Genomic DNA, 18464 nt, shown 5'->3' with positions numbered 1-18464 from the left:
TGGTGCGGCGGACCGCCGGCGGTGTCATTCCCCTGACAGCAGATGCGGTAGTCCTCCGACGAGGTCGGGCAATCCGTCGACCCCTCCCTACGGTGTCCTTTCGATCCGGCTTCGTGCGAAGCGTTCGACTGGTACCCCGTGAACGGTATTTGCGGCGGATTGCACCCGGGTTGCCGCGCGTAAACGTGGCGTGACGAACCCGTCGCCGATTTCGGCCCTCGCGATCCCGACACCACGCGAGGCACTGAACTACGGTTGTTCCAGCGCCGTCTCCGGGACGGCCGTCCCACCGGGACGCTCAGAGACCGAACGGAGTACGTGTGACAGGTCGCCTCGCCATCGACGACGTGCTGCCCTCGATCGACGGGGGCCGCTTCCCGGCCAAGGCCGTGGTCGGCGAGGTGTTCCCGGTGTCCGCGACCGTGTGGCGCGAGGGCCACGAAGCGGTGGCCGCGACGCTCGTCGTGGAGGGCGCCGGCGGCCCCGCCGAGTCGCTGGGGATTCCGATGCACCCCGGCCCGCTCCTCGATACGTTCCACACCACCTTCACCCCGACGAGCGTCGGCGTGTGGACCTACCGCGTCGAGGCGTGGGGCGATCCGATCCAGACGTGGCGCAGCGCGGTCGAGGCGAAACTGGCCGTCGGGCAGGGACCCGCGGAACTCGCGAACGACCTCGAGATCGGTGCCCGTCTGTTCGAGCGCGCCGCCGCCGGCGCCGAGTCCTCGGACCGTGCCCGTCTCCTGGCGGTCGCGGCGGCGCTGCGGTCGGATCGGCAACTGCCCGTTCGGGTCGCTCCCGCGTTCTCGGCGGATGTCGCCGAAGCGCTGCGAACCCGGCCGCTGCGCGAACTCGTGACGTCGTCGCGCACGCACCAGGTGGTCGTCGACCGCCGCCGTGCCCTGTTCGGCTCGTGGTACGAGTTCTTCCCCCGCTCCACCGGCGGCTGGGACGAACACGGCGCCCCGCGGCACGGGACGTTCGCGACATCCGCCGAGGATCTGCCCCGGATCGCGGCAATGGGCTTCGACGTCGTGTACCTGCCGCCGATCCATCCGATCGGCGAGGTGAACCGCAAGGGCCCCAACAACTCTCTGACGGCGGGTCCCGACGACGTCGGCTCGCCGTGGGCGATCGGGTCCGCCGACGGCGGCCACGACGCGATCCACCCGCGGCTCGGCACCACGACCGACTTCGAGGCGTTCGTCGCCGACGCCGCCCGCCTGGGCCTCGAAGTGGCCCTGGACCTCGCGCTGCAGTGCGCACCCGACCACCCCTGGGCACGTGAGCATCCCGAGTGGTTCACCCAACTGCCGGACGGCTCCATCGCGTTCGCCGAGAACCCACCCAAGAAGTACCAGGACATCTACCCGATCGACTTCGATCACGACCCGGCCGGCATCCACGCCGAGGTCCTGCGCGTCGTGCGGCACTGGGTTGCCCTGGGCGTCAAGATCTTCCGGGTCGACAACCCGCACACCAAGCCGCCGGACCTGTGGGAATGGCTGATCGCGGAGGTCAAGCGGACCGACCCGGACGTGCTGTTCCTGTCCGAGGCGTTCACCCGGCCGGCCCGGCTCTACGGGCTCGCCAAGCGCGGTTTCACGCAGTCGTACACGTACTTCACGTGGCGGGTGAACAAGTGGGAGCTCACCGAGTTCGGCAACGAGATTGCTGCGAAGGCCGACGAGGCCCGGCCGAACCTGTTCGTCAACACGCCGGACATTCTGCACGAGAGCCTCCAGCACGGCGGCCCCGGCATGTTCGCGCTGCGGGCCGCGCTGGCGGCGACGCTCTCGCCCACGTGGGGCGTGTACTCGGGGTACGAACTGTTCGAGCACGTCGCCGTGCGCCCGGGCAGCGAGGAGTACCTGGACTCCGAGAAGTACCAATTGCGGCCGCGCGACTACGCCGGGGCCCGCTCGCGGGGCGAATCGCTCGAACCGTGGCTCGCGACCCTCAACCGGATCCGGCGTGCCCACCCGGCCCTGCAGCAACTGCGGAACCTGCACTTCCACCACATCGACAACGACGCCCTCGTCGCGTACTCGAAGTTCGACCCGGTCACCGGCGACGCTGTGCTGACCGTCGTCAACCTCGACCCGTTCGGGGCGCAGCAGGGATTCGTCTCTCTCGACATGCCCGCGATCGGCCGCGACTGGCACGACCACCTGTCCGTCCACGACCGGGTCAGCGGCGAACAGTACGAATGGGGCCAGCACAACTTCGTCCGACTCGAGCCGTGGCGCGCGTGCGCGCACATCCTGGCGCTGCCGCCGGTTCCGCTCGAGGCGCGACGGCGCCTCGCCGACCGGGAGCACAACCCGTGACCTCCCCGGCCACGGTGTGCGCGCCCGACCCGCACGACCTGGCGCTGCTGGCGCAGGGCACCCACCACGAGCCACACGCGGTGCTCGGCGCGCACGCCCGGCCCAACGGCACGGTGGTGCGCGCACTGCGTCCAGGCGCCGAATCGGTGTCCGTCCGGATCGGCGGCCGGGACCATCCGCTGCACCGGGTCGCGCACGACGTCTTCAGTGCCCTGCTGCCGGTCCCGAACCTGGCCGACTACCGCCTCGTTGTGACGTACCCGGGCGACCACGTCGTCGTCACCGCGGACGGCTACCGCTTCCTGCCCACCCTCGGCGAACTCGACCTGCACCTGTTCGGCGAGGGACGGCACGAGCGGCTGTGGGACATCCTCGGCGCGCACCCCCGCACGTACGAGACGCCGGACGGCGTCGTGCACGGGACGTCGTTCGCGGTGTGGGCACCCGCCGCCCGCGGGGTGAGCGTGCTGGGCGAGTTCGACCTGTGGGGCGGGCGCACCTTCCCGCTGCGAGCGCTCGGGAGCACCGGCGTCTGGGAGGTGTTCGTCCCCGACGTCGGCGTCGGCTCGATGTACAAGTTCCGCATCCATGGCCGGGACGGCACCGTCCGAGACAAGGCCGACCCGATGGCGTTCGCCACCGAGGTCCCACCCGCCACCGCATCGATCGTCACGCAGTCGACGCATCGGTGGAGCGACGACGAATGGATGGCGGCCCGAGCCGGTCTCGAACCCAGCCGGGAACCGATGAGCGTCTACGAGGTGCATCTCGGTTCGTGGCGTCCGGGCCTGAGCTACACCGAACTGGCCGACGAGCTGAGCCGGTACGTCGTCGAGTCGGGGTTCACGCACGTCGAGCTGCTGCCGGTGGCCGAGCACCCGTACGGCGGGTCGTGGGGGTACCAGGTGACCTCGTACTACGCGCCCACCGCGCGGTTCGGCGCCCCCGACGACTTCCGCGCGTTCGTCGACCGCCTGCACCGGGCCGGCATCGGTGTGATCGTCGACTGGGTGCCCGCGCACTTCCCGAAGGACGAGTGGGCACTGGCCCGATTCGACGGCACGCCGCTGTACGAGCACGCCGATCCGCAGCGCGGCGAGCAACTCGACTGGGGCACCTACGTGTTCGACTTCGGCCGGCGGGAGGTGCGCAACTTCCTGGTCGCGAACGCGCTCTTCTGGTTCGACGAGTTCCACGTCGACGGTCTGCGCGTCGACGCCGTCGCCTCGATGCTCTACCTCGACTACTCACGGCCGTCGGGCCAGTGGACACCGAACGTGCACGGCGGCCGGGAGAATCTCGAGGCGGTGGCCTTCCTGCAGGAGATGAACGCGACCGTGCACAAGCTCCACCGCGGTGTCGTCACGATCGCCGAGGAGTCGACGGCGTGGCCCGGCGTCACCCGCAACACCAACGTCGGCGGTCTCGGGTTCACGATGAAGTGGAACATGGGCTGGATGCACGACACGCTCGGGTATCTGCGGCGCGATCCGATCCACCGCAGCTTCCACCACAACGAAATCACTTTCTCGCTCATGTACGCGTGGAGCGAGAACTACCTGCTCCCGGTCAGCCACGACGAGGTGGTCCACGGCAAGGGCACGCTGTGGTCGCGCATGCCCGGCGACGACCACGCGAAGGCCGCCGGTGTCCGCGTGCTCCTCGCGTACATGTGGGCGCACCCGGGCAAACAGTTGCTCTTCATGGGTCAGGAGTTCGGCCAGAGCAGCGAATGGTCGGAGGAACACGGTCTGGACTGGGGCGAGTTGGAAGACCCGGTCACCGGCGACCTGCACCGCGGCATCCACCAGCTGGTGTGCGATCTCAACACCGCCTACCAGTCCGCCCCCGCGCTGTGGACGCTCGACACGTCCCCTGGCGGCTACTCGTGGATCGACGCCAACGACACCGAGAACAACGTGCTCAGTTTCCTCCGCTACGGCAGCGACGGCTCGATCGTTGCATGTTTGTTCAACTTCTCCGGATCCGCGCACTCGAATTACCGGGTGGGCTTGCCCGAACCGGGCACATGGTCTGAGATCCTCAATACCGATGCGCGGAACTTCCGCGGATCGGGTATGGGCAACTTCGGTGCGGTGACCGCCACCGAGCATCCCTGGCACGGGCGCCCCGCCTCGGCGGAGGTGACCCTGCCGGCGAGCGCAGCGATCTGGATGAGGTTGGAACGGTGAGGGGACACGCGGTGACTGGGCTCGACCGGTGAGCAGACAACTGCCACGAGCCCGTGCGTTGTTCACGGCGCTCGCACTCGTCACGGTCGCCGCCACCGCCTGCTCGTCGACGACCGACGGTCGCGCGGTGTCGATCTACGACGACCCGTTCACCGTCGCGGGCCTCCCCGCGACGGGCGGTCCGAGCGGACCCCGCGCAGGAGTGCCCGATACGGCGCGCACCGTGACCGGCACAGACCGCGGCACGATCGACACCCTGGCCGCGAACGCCATCGCCGACATCGAGGACTACTGGACGGCGCAGTACCCGGCGATCTTCAAGGGCACGTTCCACCCGGTCGGCGAACTCGTGTCGTGGGACCCCGACGACACCGGCGGGCCGCGGTTCTGCGGCATCGAGACCGACGAACTCGTCAACGCCGCGTACTGCACCAAGCAGGACGTCATCGGCTGGGACCGCACCTACCTGCTGCCGGGCCTGGTCGATGCGTTCGGCCCGATGGCGGTGGTCATGGTGCTCGCCCACGAGTACGGGCACGCGATTCAGCAGAAGGCCGGCCTGGTCGGCGAGGACGATCCGGGGATCGTGTTCGAGCAGCAGGCGGACTGCTTCGCGGGGGCGTTCGTCCGCCATGTGGCCGAGGACGACGCCGCGCACTTCACGCTCAACACGTCGGACGGTCTCAATTCGGTCCTCGCGGCCACCGTGTCGGTGCGCGACACCGATCCCAACGATCCCGAGGCGATCCACGGTTCGGCGTTCGAACGGGTCACCGCAGTGCAGATCGGGTTCACCGACGGACCGGCCGCGTGCACGCGCATCGACGCCGACGAGATCACGTCCCGCCGCGCCGACCTGCCGCAGCGTTTCGACAGCCGCAGCGACGACGGCGAACTCCCCGTCACGCGGGAAACGGTGACCGCGATCTTCGACTCGTTCGGCAGCGTCTTCGCGCTCGCGGACCCGCCGACGCTCGACCTCGACGGCGTCGACCGCGGATGCCCGGACGCCGACGCGACGGAACCGGTCTCCTTCTGCCCGACCACGAACACGATCGGCGTCGACCTTCCCGCGCTCGCCGAGCGCGGGAAACCGAGTGTGGGGGACGGCGAGGAGTTCATCACCGTCGATGTCACCGGGGACTACAGCGCCTACGTCCTGCTGGCGTCGCGCTACACCCTCGCGGTGCAGCGGCAGGCCGGGACTTCGCTGTCCGGCCCGCAGGCCGCCCTGCGGGCCGCGTGCCTGTCGGGCGCGGTCACCGCCGCGCTGAGCCCGGACAACGCCCGGACCACCGACGGCACCCGCCGGGTGTGGCTCTCCGCCGGCGATCTCGACGAGGCCATATCCGGACTGCTGTCCGACGGCCTGGCCGCGAGCGACGTGGACGGCAACACCGTGCCGAGCGGGTTCTCGCGGGTCGACGCCTTCCGCACCGGTGTGCTCGGCGGACAGAAGGCGTGCGACGGCCGCTATCGATGAAGTGAGTGCCGGTCAGTACAGGGCCGACGCGAGCTTGCGCCGCGCCGCGACCACGATCGGATCGGCGGGGTCGAACAGCTCGAACAGCTCGAGGACGCGGGTGCGCACACGGGTGCGGTCGTCACCGGCGGTACGACGCACGAGGCCGACGAGACGGTCGAACGCCGCGTCGGGGCGCTGGGTGTACAACTCCGCGTCGGCGGCCGCGAACTGGGCGTCGATCGCGTCGGGCTGGGCGTCGGCGAGTTCGATCGCGTTGTCGGGCAGGCCCTGCACCCGGGCCAGGAACTTAACCTGCCGGAGCGCGGCCTGCGCCTGCGCGTTGCCCGGCTCGGAGTTGAGGATGAGGTTGTAGGCGGCCTCGGCGCCCTCGAAGTCGCCCTCCTCCAAGGCGTTCTCGGCCGCGACGAACCGTGGGTCCTCCGGCTCGGGCTCCGGCTCGGGCTCCGGCTCGGCGCCCGTGGGCGGACCGGACAGCTTGCCCGCGACGGCCTCTTGCAGCGCGGCGATCCACTCGCGCAGCTGCGGCTCCGGCTGGACGCCGGCGAAGTCCGCGAGCGGGCGTCCACCCGCGATCGCGACCACGGTCGGCACCGACTGGACACCGAATGCCTGCGCGATCCCCGGGTTGGCGTCGACGTCGATCTTGGCGAGAACCCAGTTGCCGCCGCCCTCGTGTGCGAGCTTCTCGAGCACCGGCGACAGCTGCTTGCACGGACCGCACCATGTGGCCCACAGGTCGACGACCACGAGGACCTGCATCGACCGCTCGAGGACCTCGGCCTGGAAGGTCGCCTCCGTGACGTCGACGACCGGCGCAAGCCCGGTGCTACCGACGGGAGCGGGGCCGTCCGCCGGCGGGGCGGCGGGTGCACTCGGGGGCTGCGTGGCACGGTCCTTGAGGCCGGAGAGATCCACGGCTCCGGACATGGCCGCAGCGATTGCAGGGGACGGACGAGAACCGGGTCGAGTCACGGTTTCAGTGTGTCACGAGTGGCGGGCAGGCAGCCATTCCGGCCCGCCACCCGGGGGCCGAGCTAGCGGGCCGAGGCGGGTGTGGGCTCGCCGCTCTGACCGGACGCGCCCACCGACAATTCACCGAGCTGCCCGTTGCGGGCAGCCCGACGCTCGAACCAGACCGTCATGAAGGGCGGAACACTCGAGACGAGCGCGAGGACGAGCGTCTTGAAGTCCCACTTCAGCGAGCGCGCGGTGAGCAGGGTGACGAGGATGTAGAGCATGAATCCGGCGACGCCGTGGATCATGCCCGGGATCTTGACGGCCTCTTCGTATCCGAGAACCCACTTGAAGAACATCGCGACCAGCAGCGCCGCCCAGGTCACGGCCTCCCACAGGGCCACAAGGCGGAACCGCTTCGCGGCGGTGGACACGTCGAGAATGTTTGCCATGGGCGCCATTGTGCCCGAATGGCTACGACACCCCGTAGTTGAGACTCGTCACAGTCCCGACCACGGGGTGTCGCGGGGCGTCGTGTCCGCCCGGAAGCTACCGAGATCTACTTCTTCGGCACGCGCACGATCAGGGCGTCGCCCTGTCCGCCGCCGCCGCACAGCGCGGCCGCGCCGACACCGCCGCCGCGACGGCGCAGCTCGAGCGCCAGGTGCAGCGCGATGCGGGCACCGGACATGCCGAGCGGGTGCCCGATCGCGATGGCGCCGCCGTTGACGTTGACCTTCGCCGGGTCGATGCCGAGCTCGCGGGTCGACACGATGCCGACCGCCGCGAAAGCCTCGTTGATCTCGACCAGGTCCAGATCCGTCGGGTCGATCCCCTCACGCTCGCAGGCACGGGCGATCGCCCGCGCCGGCTGGGACTGCAGCGTCGAGTCCGGTCCGGCGACCACACCGTGCGCACCGATCTCGGCGATCCACTCGAGACCCAACGCCTCGGCCTTGGCCTTGCTCATCACCACGACCGCGGCCGCGCCGTCGGAGATCTGCGACGCGGTGCCGGCGGTGATCGCACCGTCCTTCGCGAACGCCGGACGCAGCTTCGCCAGCGACTCGACGGTGGTGTCCGCGCGCACGCCCTCGTCGGTGTCGACGACGACGGGCTCGCCGCGGCGCTGCGGGATCGTCACCGGCACCACCTCGTCGGCGAACAGCCCGTCCTTCCACGCGCGGGCCGCCCGCTGATGCGAGGCCGCCGCGAACGCGTCCTGGTCCTCGCGACTGACGAACCGCGCGTCCCTGTTCTCGGACTCGGTGAGGTTGCCCATCGGCTGATCGGTGAAGATGTCGTGCAGCCCGTCGTAGGCCATGTGGTCGCGCAGGGTGACGTCGCCGTACTTGAAGCCCTCGCGGCTCTTCTCGAGCAGGTGCGGGGCCCGCGACATCGACTCCTGGCCGCCGGCGACGACGATGTCGAACTCGCCCGCCCGGATCAACTGGTCCGCCAGCGCGATCGCGTCGATACCCGACAGGCACACCTTGTTCACCGTGAGCGCGGGAACGCTCATCGGGATGCCCGCCGCCACCGCGGCCTGCCGGGCCGGCATCTGGCCCGCGCCGGCGGTCAGGACCTGCCCCATGATCACGTACTCGACCTGCTCCGGCGCGACACCGGCCTTCTCGAGCGCACCCTTGATCGCTACCCCGCCGAGGTCCGAACCCGACAGATCCTTCAAGGTTCCCAGCAGTCGCCCGACCGGGGTCCGGGCCCCGGCAACGATGACAGAAGTGGTCAAGATTCCTCCAGCGGTCGATCTTGGTCCGAGCTAGCGGGCTGTGCCGCGGCCCGACGCGAACACCTCAAACCGTAGCGCTACCGTTTGATACATGACATCTTCGTCCCCCAGCCCCGCCGCGAGCGGACTGTCCTCGCAGCTCGTGACCGCGATCGACCACGTCGGCATCGCCGTGCCGGATCTCGATGCCGCAATCGAGTGGTACGCCAAGCACCTCGGCATGGTGTCCACCCATGAGGAGGTCAACGAGGAGCAGGGTGTCCGCGAGGCCATGCTCTCGGTCGTCGGCTCGCCGGCCGGCGCCCCGGCGATCCAGCTGCTCGCCCCGCTCGACGAGAACTCCACGATCGCGAAGTTCATCGACCGCAGCGGCCCCGGCCTCCAGCAGCTCGCGTACCGCGTCACCGACATCGACGCGATCAGCGCCGAGCTCCGCGCCGACGGCGTCCGCCTGCTGTACGACGCACCGCGCCGCGGCACCGCGAATTCGCGCATCAACTTCATCCACCCGAAGGATGCGGGCGGCGTCCTCGTCGAGCTCGTCGAGCCGGCAGCCGACGGCGGCCACTGAACCGCCTCCGCCGACGCCGACCCGGAGTGGGGTCGATGTGACGACATCGGTCCCACTCCGCGGGCGCTGCGGCTATCGCCGCCGGTAGATTGGCAGGCATGGCCTACGATCACGACCGCGGCATGCCGTTCACCATCGTCCGCAAGGGATACGACAAGGATGAGGTTCGGCGCTACTTCGACCGATTCGACGCCGAGTTCCGCCTCACCGCCACCGATCGTGACGCGGCGGCCGCCCAGGCCCGCGAACTGGCCAATCAGCTCGAGGACGCTCGGGACGAGATCGACGAACTGCGCCGCGACGTCGATCGTCTGTCCGTTCCGCCCACCACCGCGGAGGGCATGAGCGAGCGCATCTCCCGCATGCTCCGCCTCGCGTCCGACGAGGCGTCCGAGGTTCGCGCGAAGGCCGAAGCCGATGCGGCGGAGATGGTTTCCGTGGCGGAGCAGGACAGCGAGCGCCTACGCCGACAGTACGAATCGAAGGTGACCGAGCTCGAGGAGCGTCGGGTCGCCCTCGAACGCGAGCACGAGAAGACCATGGAGACCGCGCGCGCCGAGGCCGCACGCATCGTCGAGGCCGCCAAGGCCGAGCGCGACCGGCTGACCGCCGAGGCGGAAGCCAAGCGCACCCAGGTGCAGCAGGACTTTGAGATCACCATGGCCGAGCGCCGCGCCAAGGTGATTGCCGCCATCGAGGAACTCGAGGCGACCAGCAAGGCCGACGCCCACCGCCGGGTCACGGAGGCGAGCCAGGAGGCGCAGCGCCGGCTCCAGGTGGCCACCGAACAATCCGAGCGCAAGATCGCGCACGCCAAGGAACTTGCGGAGGAACTGCGCGTGCTGCGCAGCCGAATCCTGGCTCAGCTCCTGGGCATTCGCGGTCAGCTCGATTCCGTGCCCGCCATGCTCGCCTCCGTCAACCGTGAGGCGGAGTTGCTCGACAACGCCGACGCCGCGGAGCCGGCGACCGAGGGCGACAAGTCCCCGGCGCAGGCGGCCGACGAGAAGGCGCCCGCGAACGCTCCCGAGAAGGCGCCCGCGAAGAGCTAGGACCAGCGGCGCGTCAGCCCGCGCGTGCGGCGTCCGCTCCAGCACCCGGTGTGCCAATGGCGCCGATCGTCGGCACCGCCGGGGTCCGATGGCCACGCCACTACGTGCGCGACGCCCGGACGCACGTCCTGGTCGCAACCCGGGCACCGGTACGTCTTGGTCGCACGGGCACCGGGGATCTGGCGAACCATGTAGCGCTCGCCTTCATAGCCTGCCGGACCGGATTCCTCACGCGCGAGGGCATTTCCGAACAGGCTGCCGCCCACCGCCGTCTCGGTGTGACGGTGGGACTTGCGGGACTGGTTACGGCGCGGCACCCCACCAGTCTAGGGCTGCGGTGCCGGCGACGACGTCGTCGCCGGCACCGCAGTCTCATCAGAACAGGCGGAACTCGGTGCTCTCGGTGCCCCGCAGCGCCTCGTAATCGAGGATCAGACATCGGATTCCGCGGTCGGTCGCGAGAGTCTTCGCCTGCGGCTTGATCTGCTGGGCCGCGAACACACCGGTCACGGGCGCGAGGAGCGGATCCCGGTTGAGCAGTTCGAGGTAGCGGGTCAGCTGCTCGACGCCGTCGATCTCGCCGCGCCGCTTGATCTCGACCGCGACCGTTGCCCCGTCGGCGTTGCGGCACAGCAGATCGACGGGGCCGATCGCTGTCATGTACTCGCGGCGGATCAGCGTGTACCCTTCGCCGAGCGTCTCGACGTGTTCGGCCAACAACTCCTGCAGGTGCGCTTCGACGCCGTCCTTGACCAGACCGGGATCGACGCCGAGTTCGTGACTCGAGTCATGCTCGATCTCCTCGATCGTGATCCGCAGCTCCTCACCGGCCTTGTTGGTGACGACCCACAGTTGCTGTTCCGCACCGTCGGGGCCCTCACCGTCGGCGGCTTCCGACAGCCAGCACGGCGGGCTCATCCAGTTCAGCGGCTTGTAGGCACGGTCGTCGGCGTGAATGCTGACCGAACCGTCCGCCTTGATCAGGAGGAGTCGACGCGCCATGGGCAGGTGGGAGGTCAGTCGACCGACGTAGTCGACACGGCAACGAGCAATGACAAGACGCACTCGCCCACCCTAGTGGATGGATTCGGACTAATCTCGAACGACCATGGACCTGCGCCGATCCACCGACCAGCCCCTCGGTTCCCGCCTGCTCGGAACCCCCACGGAGACACCGCGTATCCGACGGATCCGAGTGCAGACGCTGCTCACCACCTCGCTTGTCGGCGCGAACCTGATCGGCGCGGCGGTCGTTGCGGTACTCGTGACGTACGTTGTGCCTGGCCCCGAGATGCTCGACCCTAAGTTCCGATTCCTGAACTTCGTCGTGGTCCCCGTGTACCTGGCCGTCGCCCTGCTGGTCGGGACGATCCGGGGCACTCAGCGCGCGCTGCACAGCCTGCAGTGGATCGTGCAGGACCGCACCCCCACCGAACGCGACCGGCTCACCGCACTGACGATGCCGTGGCGTCTGACCAGGATGCAGATCGGTCAGTGGACGCTCGCCCTGATCTTCCTCACTACCGCCTACGGACTGGTCGATCCGCAAACCCTACCGAAGATCGGCTTCACCATCGCGTTCGGCGGAATCACCATCTGCGCCTTCAGCCACGTCTTCAGCGAGTTCGCCTTGCGGCCGGCGGCCGCCCGGGCCCTCGAGACCGGCATGCGGCCCGACGTCCGCCTCGGCGGTGTCGTCGGACGCACGCTGCTGGCATGGGTCCTCGGCACCGGCGTCCCGATCGCCGGCCTGATGATCGTCGCGGCCTACGCCTACCTCAGCAAGGACACGACCCCCAACCAACTGATCATCGCAATCGTCGGGCTCGGCGCCATCACGCTCTTCTTCGGGCTGCTGCTCATTCTGCTCAACGCACGCGCCACCGTCGCGCCGATCCGCTCGGTCAAGGCGGGCATGAGCCGGATCGAGGACGGGCACCTCGACACGGCGATCGTCGTGTACGACGGAACGGAACTCGGCGAACTCCAGTCCGGGTTCAACCGCATGGCCGACGGCCTCCGCGAGCGCGAACGCATCCGCGACCTGTTCGGAAGACACGTCGGCCACGATGTCGCCGAGGCGGCGCTGGTCTCCCCGCCCACCCTCGGCGGCGAGGAGCGCGAGATCGCCGTGTTCTTCGTCGATCTGGTCGGCTCCACCGAGCTGGCCGCTACCCGCCCTCCCGGTGAGGTGGTCGACCTCCTCAACAGGTTCTTCGAGGTGGTCGTCGACGAGGTAGACCACCACGGCGGCTTCGTGAACAAGTTCGAGGGCGATGCCGCGCTGGCGATCTTCGGTGCCCCGCGCGACCTGGACGACGCACCCGGCCGCGCGTTGGCGGCCGCCCGCGCGATCCGACGCCGGCTACCGGTCGAGGTACCCGAATGCCGCGCCGCCATCGGTGTCGCCGCGGGCACCGCAGTCGCGGGCAACGTCGGCGCGCGAGAACGGTTCGAGTACACCGTGATCGGCGATCCGGTGAACGAAGCCGCACGACTGTCCGAGCTCGCCAAATCCGATCCGGACGCCCTCCTCGCATCGGCCGTCACGGTCAATCTCGCCCATGCGTCGGAGGCCCAGCTGTGGCGGCCCGGCAACCTGGTGGTGCTGCGCGGCCGGACGACACCGACCCGGCTGTCGCACGCGGTGGACGGGCCATCCGGGACTGACCGGAACGAGGACTCCCCCGCGGTTCCGACCGTCGACTGACTCCGACTGGCTACGACTGAGGTCGGACCGAACCGGTCCCACGGCCTTCAGGACAACATCCCTGGCGGACGCGACGCTACATGCACCGACCGCGGGTCACGGACGCCGCAGCGGTCGTGTGGGCCCGGGCACGTCGCGTGCCGATATGTGGATACGCCGAAGGCCCCCACCAGTAATTGGTGGGGGCCTTCGGGAAAGGATGTTCGGCGGTGTCCTACTCTCCCACACCCTGTCGAGTGCAGTACCATCGGCGCTGGAGGGCTTAGCTTCCGGGTTCGGAATGGGACCGGGCGTTTCCCCTCCGCTATGGCCGCCGTAACTCTATGAAACTGTCACACCATCATTCCCCCGCCCGAACCACAACCCGGAGGATTGTGTTGGGGGTGAATGGTTTCTGTGTGTTGTTTCAGATACCGCACAGTGGACGCGTAGCTTCTTTGTGGTAAGTCCTCGGCCTATTAGTACCAGTCACCTCCACACATTACTGTGCTTCCAGTTCTGGCCTATCAACCCGGTGGTCTGCCGGGGGCCTTACCCCCTCGAGGGGGTGAGAAACCTCATCTTGGAACAGGCTTCCCGCTTAGATGCTTTCAGCGGTTATCCCTTCCGAACGTAGCTAACCAGCAGTGCTCCTGGCGGAACAACTGGCACACCAGAGGTTCGTCCGTCCCGGTCCTCTCGTACTAGGGACAGCCTTCCTCAAGTTTCTAACGCGCGCGGCGGATAGAGACCGAACTGTCTCACGACGTTCTAAACCCAGCTCGCGTGCCGCTTTAATGGGCGAACAGCCCAACCCTTGGGACCTACTCCAGCCCCAGGATGCGACGAGCCGACATCGAGGTGCCAAACCATCCCGTCGATATGGACTCTTGGGGAAGATCAGCCTGTTATCCCCGGGGTACCTTTTATCCGTTGAGCGACACCGCTTCCACTTGCCGGTGCCGGATCACTAGTCCCGACTTTCGTCCCTGCTCGACCTGTCAGTCTCACAGTCAAGCTCCCTTGTGCACTTGCACTCGACACCTGATTGCCAACCAGGCTGAGGGAACCTTTGGGCGCCTCCGTTACATTTTGGGAGGCAACCGCCCCAGTTAAACTACCCACCAGGCACTGTCCCTGAACCAGATCATGGTCCGAGGTTAGATGTCCAATACGATCAGAGTGGTATTTCAACAACGACTCCACGAACACTGGCGTGCCCGCTTCACAGTCTCCCACCTATCCTACACAAACCGAACCGAACACCAATACCAAGCTATAGTGAAGGTCCCGGGGTCTTTTCGTCCTGCCGCGCGTAACGAGCATCTTTACTCGTAATGCAATTTCGCCGAGTCTGTGGTTGAGACAGCAGAGAAGTCGTTACGCCATTCGTGCAGGTCGGAACTTACCCGACAAGGAATTTCGCTACCTTAGGATGGTTATAGTTACCACCGCCGTTTACTGGGGCTTAAATTCTCAGCTTCGCCATTACTGGCTAACCGGTCCTCTTAACCTTCCAGCACCGGGCAGGCGTCAGTCCGTATACATCGTCTTACGACTTCGCACGGACCTGTGTTTTTAGTAAACAGTCGCTTCTCTCTGGTCTCTGCGGCCCCCACCAGCTCACGGAGCAAGTCCGGTCACCGGCAGAGGCCCCCCTTCTCCCGAAGTTACGGGGGCATTTTGCCGAGTTCCTTAACCACAGTTATCTCGATCGCCTTAGTATTCTCTACCTGACCACCTGTGTCGGTTTGGGGTACGGGCCGTGTGAAAGCTCGCTAGAGGCTTTTCTCGGCAGCATAGGATCACTGAATTCGCCTCAATCGGCTACGCATCACGTCTCAGGCTGTATGTGACCCGGATTTGCCTAGGCCACGCCCTACACGCTTACACCAGTATTACCACTGACTGGCTCAGCTACCTTCCTGCGTCACCCCATCGCTTGGCTACTACCAGATCGGTTCACGCGCATCCACCAACCACAGTCCCGAAGGACAACGGCCGGCTTCAGGGCGCTTAGCATCACTGATTCACCAGGGGCGCGTTCACACGGGTACGGGAATATCAACCCGTTGTCCATCGACTACGCCTGTCGGCCTCGCCTTAGGTCCCGACTCACCCTGGGCGGATTAACCTGGCCCAGGAACCCTTGGTCATTCGGCGGACGAGTTTCTCACTCGTCTTTCGCTACTCATGCCTGCATTCTCACTCGTGCAGCCTCCACGACTAGTTCACACTGCCGCTTCCATGGCTGCACGACGCTCCCCTACCCATCCACACCACTGCCGGACGATCCGTAAACCATCCGGGGTGTTATGTGAATGCCGCGGCTTCGGCGGTGTACTTGAGCCCCGCTACATTGTCGGCGCAGGATCACTTGACCAGTGAGCTATTACGCACTCTTTCAAGGGTGGCTGCTTCTAAGCCAACCTCCTGGTTGTCTTCGCGACCCCACATCCTTTTCCACTTAGTACACGCTTAGGGGCCTTAGCCGGCGATCTGGGCTGTTTCCCTCTCGACTACGAAGCTTATCCCCCGCAGTCTCACTGCCGTGCTCTCACACTCTGGCATTCGGAGTTTGGCTGACGTCAGTAACCTTGTGGGGCCCATCGGCCATCCAGTAGCTCTACCTCCAGAGTGAAACACACGACGCTGCACCTAAATGCATTTCGGGGAGAACCAGCTATCACGGAGTTTGATTGGCCTTTCACCCCTACCCACAGCTCATCCCCTCAGTTTTCAACCTAAGTGGGTTCGGGCCTCCACGACGTCTTACCGTCGCTTCACCCTGGCCATGGGTAGATCACTCCGCTTCGGGTCTAGAACATGCCACTCGAACGCCCTATTCGGACTCGCTTTCGCTACGGCTACCCCACACGGGTTAACCTCGCGACATGCCGCTAACTCGCAGGCTCATTCTTCAAAAGGCACGCCATCACCCACCCACCGAAGTGGCGCAGGCTCTGACGGATTGTAAGCGCACGGTTTCAGGTACTATTTCACTCCCCTCCCGGGGTACTTTTCACCTTTCCCTCACGGTACTAGTCCGCTATCGGTCACCAGGGAGTATTCAGGCTTATCGGGTGGTCCCGACAGATTCACAGCAGATTTCACGGGCCCGCTGCTACTCGGGTGTCCGCCACGACAGTCACCATGTTTTCGTCTACGGGACTCTCACCCTCTACGACAGGCCGTTCCAGACCACTTCGACTAACACGATGATTTCTTACTGTCGGCCAATCCGGCAGAATTGACAAGACGGATCCCACAACCCCACGAATGCAACGCCCGCCGGCTATCACACACCCATGGTTTAGCCTCATCCGCTTTCGCTCGCCACTACTCACGGAATCACATGTTGTTTTCTCTTCCTGTGGGTACTGAGATGTTTCACTTCCCCACGTTCCCTCCACACGCCCTATATATTCAGGCGCGGGTAACCACACATCACTGTGGCTGGGTTTCCCCATTCGGACATCCTCGGATCTCAGCTCGGTTGACAGCTCCCCGAGGCTTATCGCAGCCTCCTACGTCCTTCATCGGCTCCTGGTGCCAAGGCATCCACCGTACGCTCTTAAACACTTACAACAAAGATGCTCGCGTCCACTGTGCAGTTCTCAAACAACACACAACACCCAGATATCCCGTGGCACCAGCCGGAGCGAACCCCGCGGTATGACCACACCCAGATGCTGTCGTTTCTTCCATGAAAGATCACTCGCGTGTTCCCTCAGGACCCAACAGTGCGCCGATATATCACCCACCAGCCGGCCATGTGACCCGCTGAACCGTGGATGAGGTAGTCAGTGTTCCACCCATGAGCACCACCGGATTACGTGTGAATCCGAAATGGCTCTGCCTGCTCCCCTCACACCTGTGTGTGAGTCCGAGTCAGGAGATGCTCCTTAGAAAGGAGGTGATCCAGCCGCACCTTCCGGTACGGCTACCTTGTTACGACTTCGTCCCAATCGCCGATCCCACCTTCGACGGCTCCCTCCCACGAGGGGTTAGGCCACCGGCTTCGGGTGTTACCGACTTTCATGACGTGACGGGCGGTGTGTACAAGGCCCGGGAACGTATTCACCGCAGCGTTGCTGATCTGCGATTACTAGCGACTCCGACTTCACGGGGTCGAGTTGCAGACCCCGATCCGAACTGAGACCGGCTTTAAGGGATTCGCTCCACCTCACGGTATCGCAGCCCTCTGTACCGGCCATTGTAGCATGTGTGAAGCCCTGGACATAAGGGGCATGATGACTTGACGTCATCCCCACCTTCCTCCGAGTTGACCCCGGCAGTCTCCTGCGAGTCCCCGCCATTACGCGCTGGCAACACAGGACAAGGGTTGCGCTCGTTGCGGGACTTAACCCAACATCTCACGACACGAGCTGACGACAGCCATGCACCACCTGTATACCGACCACAAGGGGGCACCTATCTCTAGGCGTTTCCGGTATATGTCAAACCCAGGTAAGGTTCTTCGCGTTGCATCGAATTAATCCACATGCTCCGCCGCTTGTGCGGGCCCCCGTCAATTCCTTTGAGTTTTAGCCTTGCGGCCGTACTCCCCAGGCGGGGCGCTTAATGCGTTAGCTACGGCACGGATCCCGTGGAAGGAAACCCACACCTAGCGCCCACCGTTTACGGCGTGGACTACCAGGGTATCTAATCCTGTTCGCTACCCACGCTTTCGCTCCTCAGCGTCAGTTACTGCCCAGAGACCCGCCTTCGCCACCGGTGTTCCTCCTGATATCTGCGCATTTCACCGCTACACCAGGAATTCCAGTCTCCCCTGCAGTACTCAAGTCTGCCCGTATCGCCTGCAAGCCCGCAGTTGAGCTGCGGGTTTTCACAGACGACGCGACAAACCGCCTACGAGCTCTTTACGCCCAGTAATTCCGGACAACGCTCGCACCCTACGTATTACCGCGGCTGCTGGCACGTAGTTGGCCGGTGCTTCTTCTGCAGGTACCGTCACTTGCGCTTCGTCCCTGCTGAAAGAGGTTTACAACCCGAAGGCCGTCATCCCTCACGCGGCGTCGCTGCATCAGGCTTTCGCCCATTGTGCAATATTCCCCACTGCTGCCTCCCGTAGGAGTCTGGGCCGTGTCTCAGTCCCAGTGTGGCCGGTCGCCCTCTCAGGCCGGCTACCCGTCGTCGCCTTGGTAGGCCATTACCCCACCAACAAGCTGATAGGCCGCGGGCCCATCCTGCACCAGTAAACCTTTCCAACCCCCGCCATGCGACAGGAGCTCATATCCGGTATTAGACCCAGTTTCCCAGGCTTATCCCAGAGTGCAGGGCAGATCACCCACGTGTTACTCACCCGTTCGCCGCTCGTGTACCCCCGAAAGGGCCTTACCGCTCGACTTGCATGTGTTAAGCACGCCGCCAGCGTTCGTCCTGAGCCAGGATCAAACTCTCCGTTGAAGACTCTAGA

11 protein-coding genes and 3 rRNA genes are annotated in these 18464 nt (G+C 66.0%); 6 read left to right on the top strand and 8 right to left on the bottom strand.

From position 1 onward, the window contains the following. The first annotated feature begins 320 nt into the window (after positions 1–320). Genes ABTV10_RS09305 through ABTV10_RS09295 form a run of 3 tightly spaced genes read left to right on the top strand, consistent with a single transcriptional unit; the run spans position 321 to position 6005 of the window. A complete protein-coding gene (locus ABTV10_RS09305) occupies positions 321–2330 on the top strand; it encodes a maltotransferase domain-containing protein (protein WP_499034203.1) in 2010 nt (669 codons plus the stop codon). Beyond that, positions 2327–4522, top strand: coding sequence for a 1,4-alpha-glucan branching protein GlgB (gene glgB, locus ABTV10_RS09300; protein WP_499034201.1), 2196 nt, complete (start codon positions 2327–2329; stop codon positions 4520–4522). The genes ABTV10_RS09305 and glgB overlap by 4 nt, the downstream gene beginning before the upstream one ends. Positions 4523–4550: 28 nt before the next feature. Next, positions 4551–6005, top strand: a complete 1455-nt coding sequence (locus ABTV10_RS09295) for a neutral zinc metallopeptidase (protein WP_499034199.1) — start codon at positions 4551–4553, stop codon at positions 6003–6005. A gap of 12 nt (positions 6006–6017) precedes the next feature. Here ABTV10_RS09295 and ABTV10_RS09290 read toward each other — a convergent pair whose 3' ends face one another. From ABTV10_RS09290 to ABTV10_RS09280, 3 genes are all read right to left on the bottom strand, one after another. After that, the gene (locus ABTV10_RS09290; protein WP_499034197.1) at positions 6018–6935 is read right to left on the bottom strand and encodes a tetratricopeptide repeat protein; all 918 of its coding nucleotides are present in this window, start codon (positions 6933–6935) and stop codon (positions 6018–6020) included. 107 nt (positions 6936–7042) lie between these two features. Continuing rightward, positions 7043–7414, bottom strand: a complete 372-nt coding sequence (locus ABTV10_RS09285; RefSeq protein ID WP_499034194.1) for a DUF3817 domain-containing protein — start codon at positions 7412–7414, stop codon at positions 7043–7045. 107 nt (positions 7415–7521) lie between these two features. Continuing rightward, entirely contained in the window at positions 7522–8712 is a 1191-nt protein-coding gene (locus ABTV10_RS09280) for an acetyl-CoA C-acetyltransferase (protein WP_499034192.1), read from the bottom strand. A 91-nt stretch (positions 8713–8803) separates the two neighbouring features. Between ABTV10_RS09280 and mce the strand changes: the two genes are divergently transcribed. After that, positions 8804–9283: a methylmalonyl-CoA epimerase gene (gene mce / locus ABTV10_RS09275; RefSeq protein WP_499034190.1), complete on the top strand. Its 480-nt coding sequence runs from the start codon at positions 8804–8806 to the stop codon at positions 9281–9283. Between the two features lie 98 nt (positions 9284–9381). Continuing rightward, entirely contained in the window at positions 9382–10335 is a 954-nt protein-coding gene (locus ABTV10_RS09270) for a hypothetical protein (RefSeq protein ID WP_499034188.1), read from the top strand. Here the strand turns inward: ABTV10_RS09270 and ABTV10_RS09265 are convergent. Then, complete coding sequence (locus tag ABTV10_RS09265) at positions 10332–10652, bottom strand: Rv1322 family protein (RefSeq protein WP_499034185.1); 321 nt, start codon at positions 10650–10652, stop codon at positions 10332–10334. The two genes, ABTV10_RS09270 and ABTV10_RS09265, sit on opposite strands and share 4 nt — an antisense overlap. A gap of 58 nt (positions 10653–10710) precedes the next feature. Beyond that, a complete protein-coding gene (gene nucS, locus ABTV10_RS09260; protein ID WP_433611850.1) occupies positions 10711–11400 on the bottom strand; it encodes an endonuclease NucS in 690 nt (229 codons plus the stop codon). Positions 11401–11443: 43 nt separating this feature from the next. Here nucS and ABTV10_RS09255 point away from each other — a divergent pair, with 43 nt between their 5' ends. After that, the gene (locus ABTV10_RS09255; protein WP_499034183.1) at positions 11444–13045 is read left to right on the top strand and encodes an adenylate/guanylate cyclase domain-containing protein; all 1602 of its coding nucleotides are present in this window, start codon (positions 11444–11446) and stop codon (positions 13043–13045) included. A 201-nt stretch (positions 13046–13246) separates the two neighbouring features. Here ABTV10_RS09255 and rrf read toward each other — a convergent pair. The 3 genes from rrf to ABTV10_RS09240 form a co-directional block, all read right to left on the bottom strand. After that, a 5S ribosomal RNA gene (gene rrf / locus ABTV10_RS09250) occupies positions 13247–13363 on the bottom strand. Between the two features lie 120 nt (positions 13364–13483). Further along, positions 13484–16612 (bottom strand): 23S ribosomal RNA (locus ABTV10_RS09245). Between the two features lie 321 nt (positions 16613–16933). After that, positions 16934–18454 (bottom strand): 16S ribosomal RNA (locus tag ABTV10_RS09240). Together the 16S, 23S and 5S rRNA genes form the textbook arrangement of a ribosomal RNA operon. Positions 18455–18464: the final 10 nt, after the last annotated feature.

This window comes from Paraburkholderia sp. RHO2 (assembly GCF_050955445.1).
In the GTDB taxonomy this organism is placed as follows: domain Bacteria; phylum Actinomycetota; class Actinomycetes; order Mycobacteriales; family Mycobacteriaceae; genus Prescottella; species Prescottella agglutinans_A.
Note: the sequence above shows the minus strand (reverse complement) of the source record. Positions and strands in the feature narration are given on the sequence as shown.

Bases quoted from the DNA above. Each gene is read 5' to 3' on its own strand.
- ABTV10_RS09255 (WP_499034183.1), top strand. From the start codon at position 11,444: ATGGACCTGCGCCGATCCACCGACCAGCCCCTCGGTTCCCGCCTGCTC.
- ABTV10_RS09270 (WP_499034188.1), top strand. From the start codon at position 9,382: ATGGCCTACGATCACGACCGCGGCATGCCGTTCACCATCGTCCGCAAG.
- ABTV10_RS09290 (WP_499034197.1), bottom strand. From the start codon at position 6,935: ATGTCCGGAGCCGTGGATCTCTCCGGCCTCAAGGACCGTGCCACGCAG.
- ABTV10_RS09285 (WP_499034194.1), bottom strand. From the start codon at position 7,414: ATGGCAAACATTCTCGACGTGTCCACCGCCGCGAAGCGGTTCCGCCTT.
- mce (WP_499034190.1), top strand. From the start codon at position 8,804: ATGACATCTTCGTCCCCCAGCCCCGCCGCGAGCGGACTGTCCTCGCAG.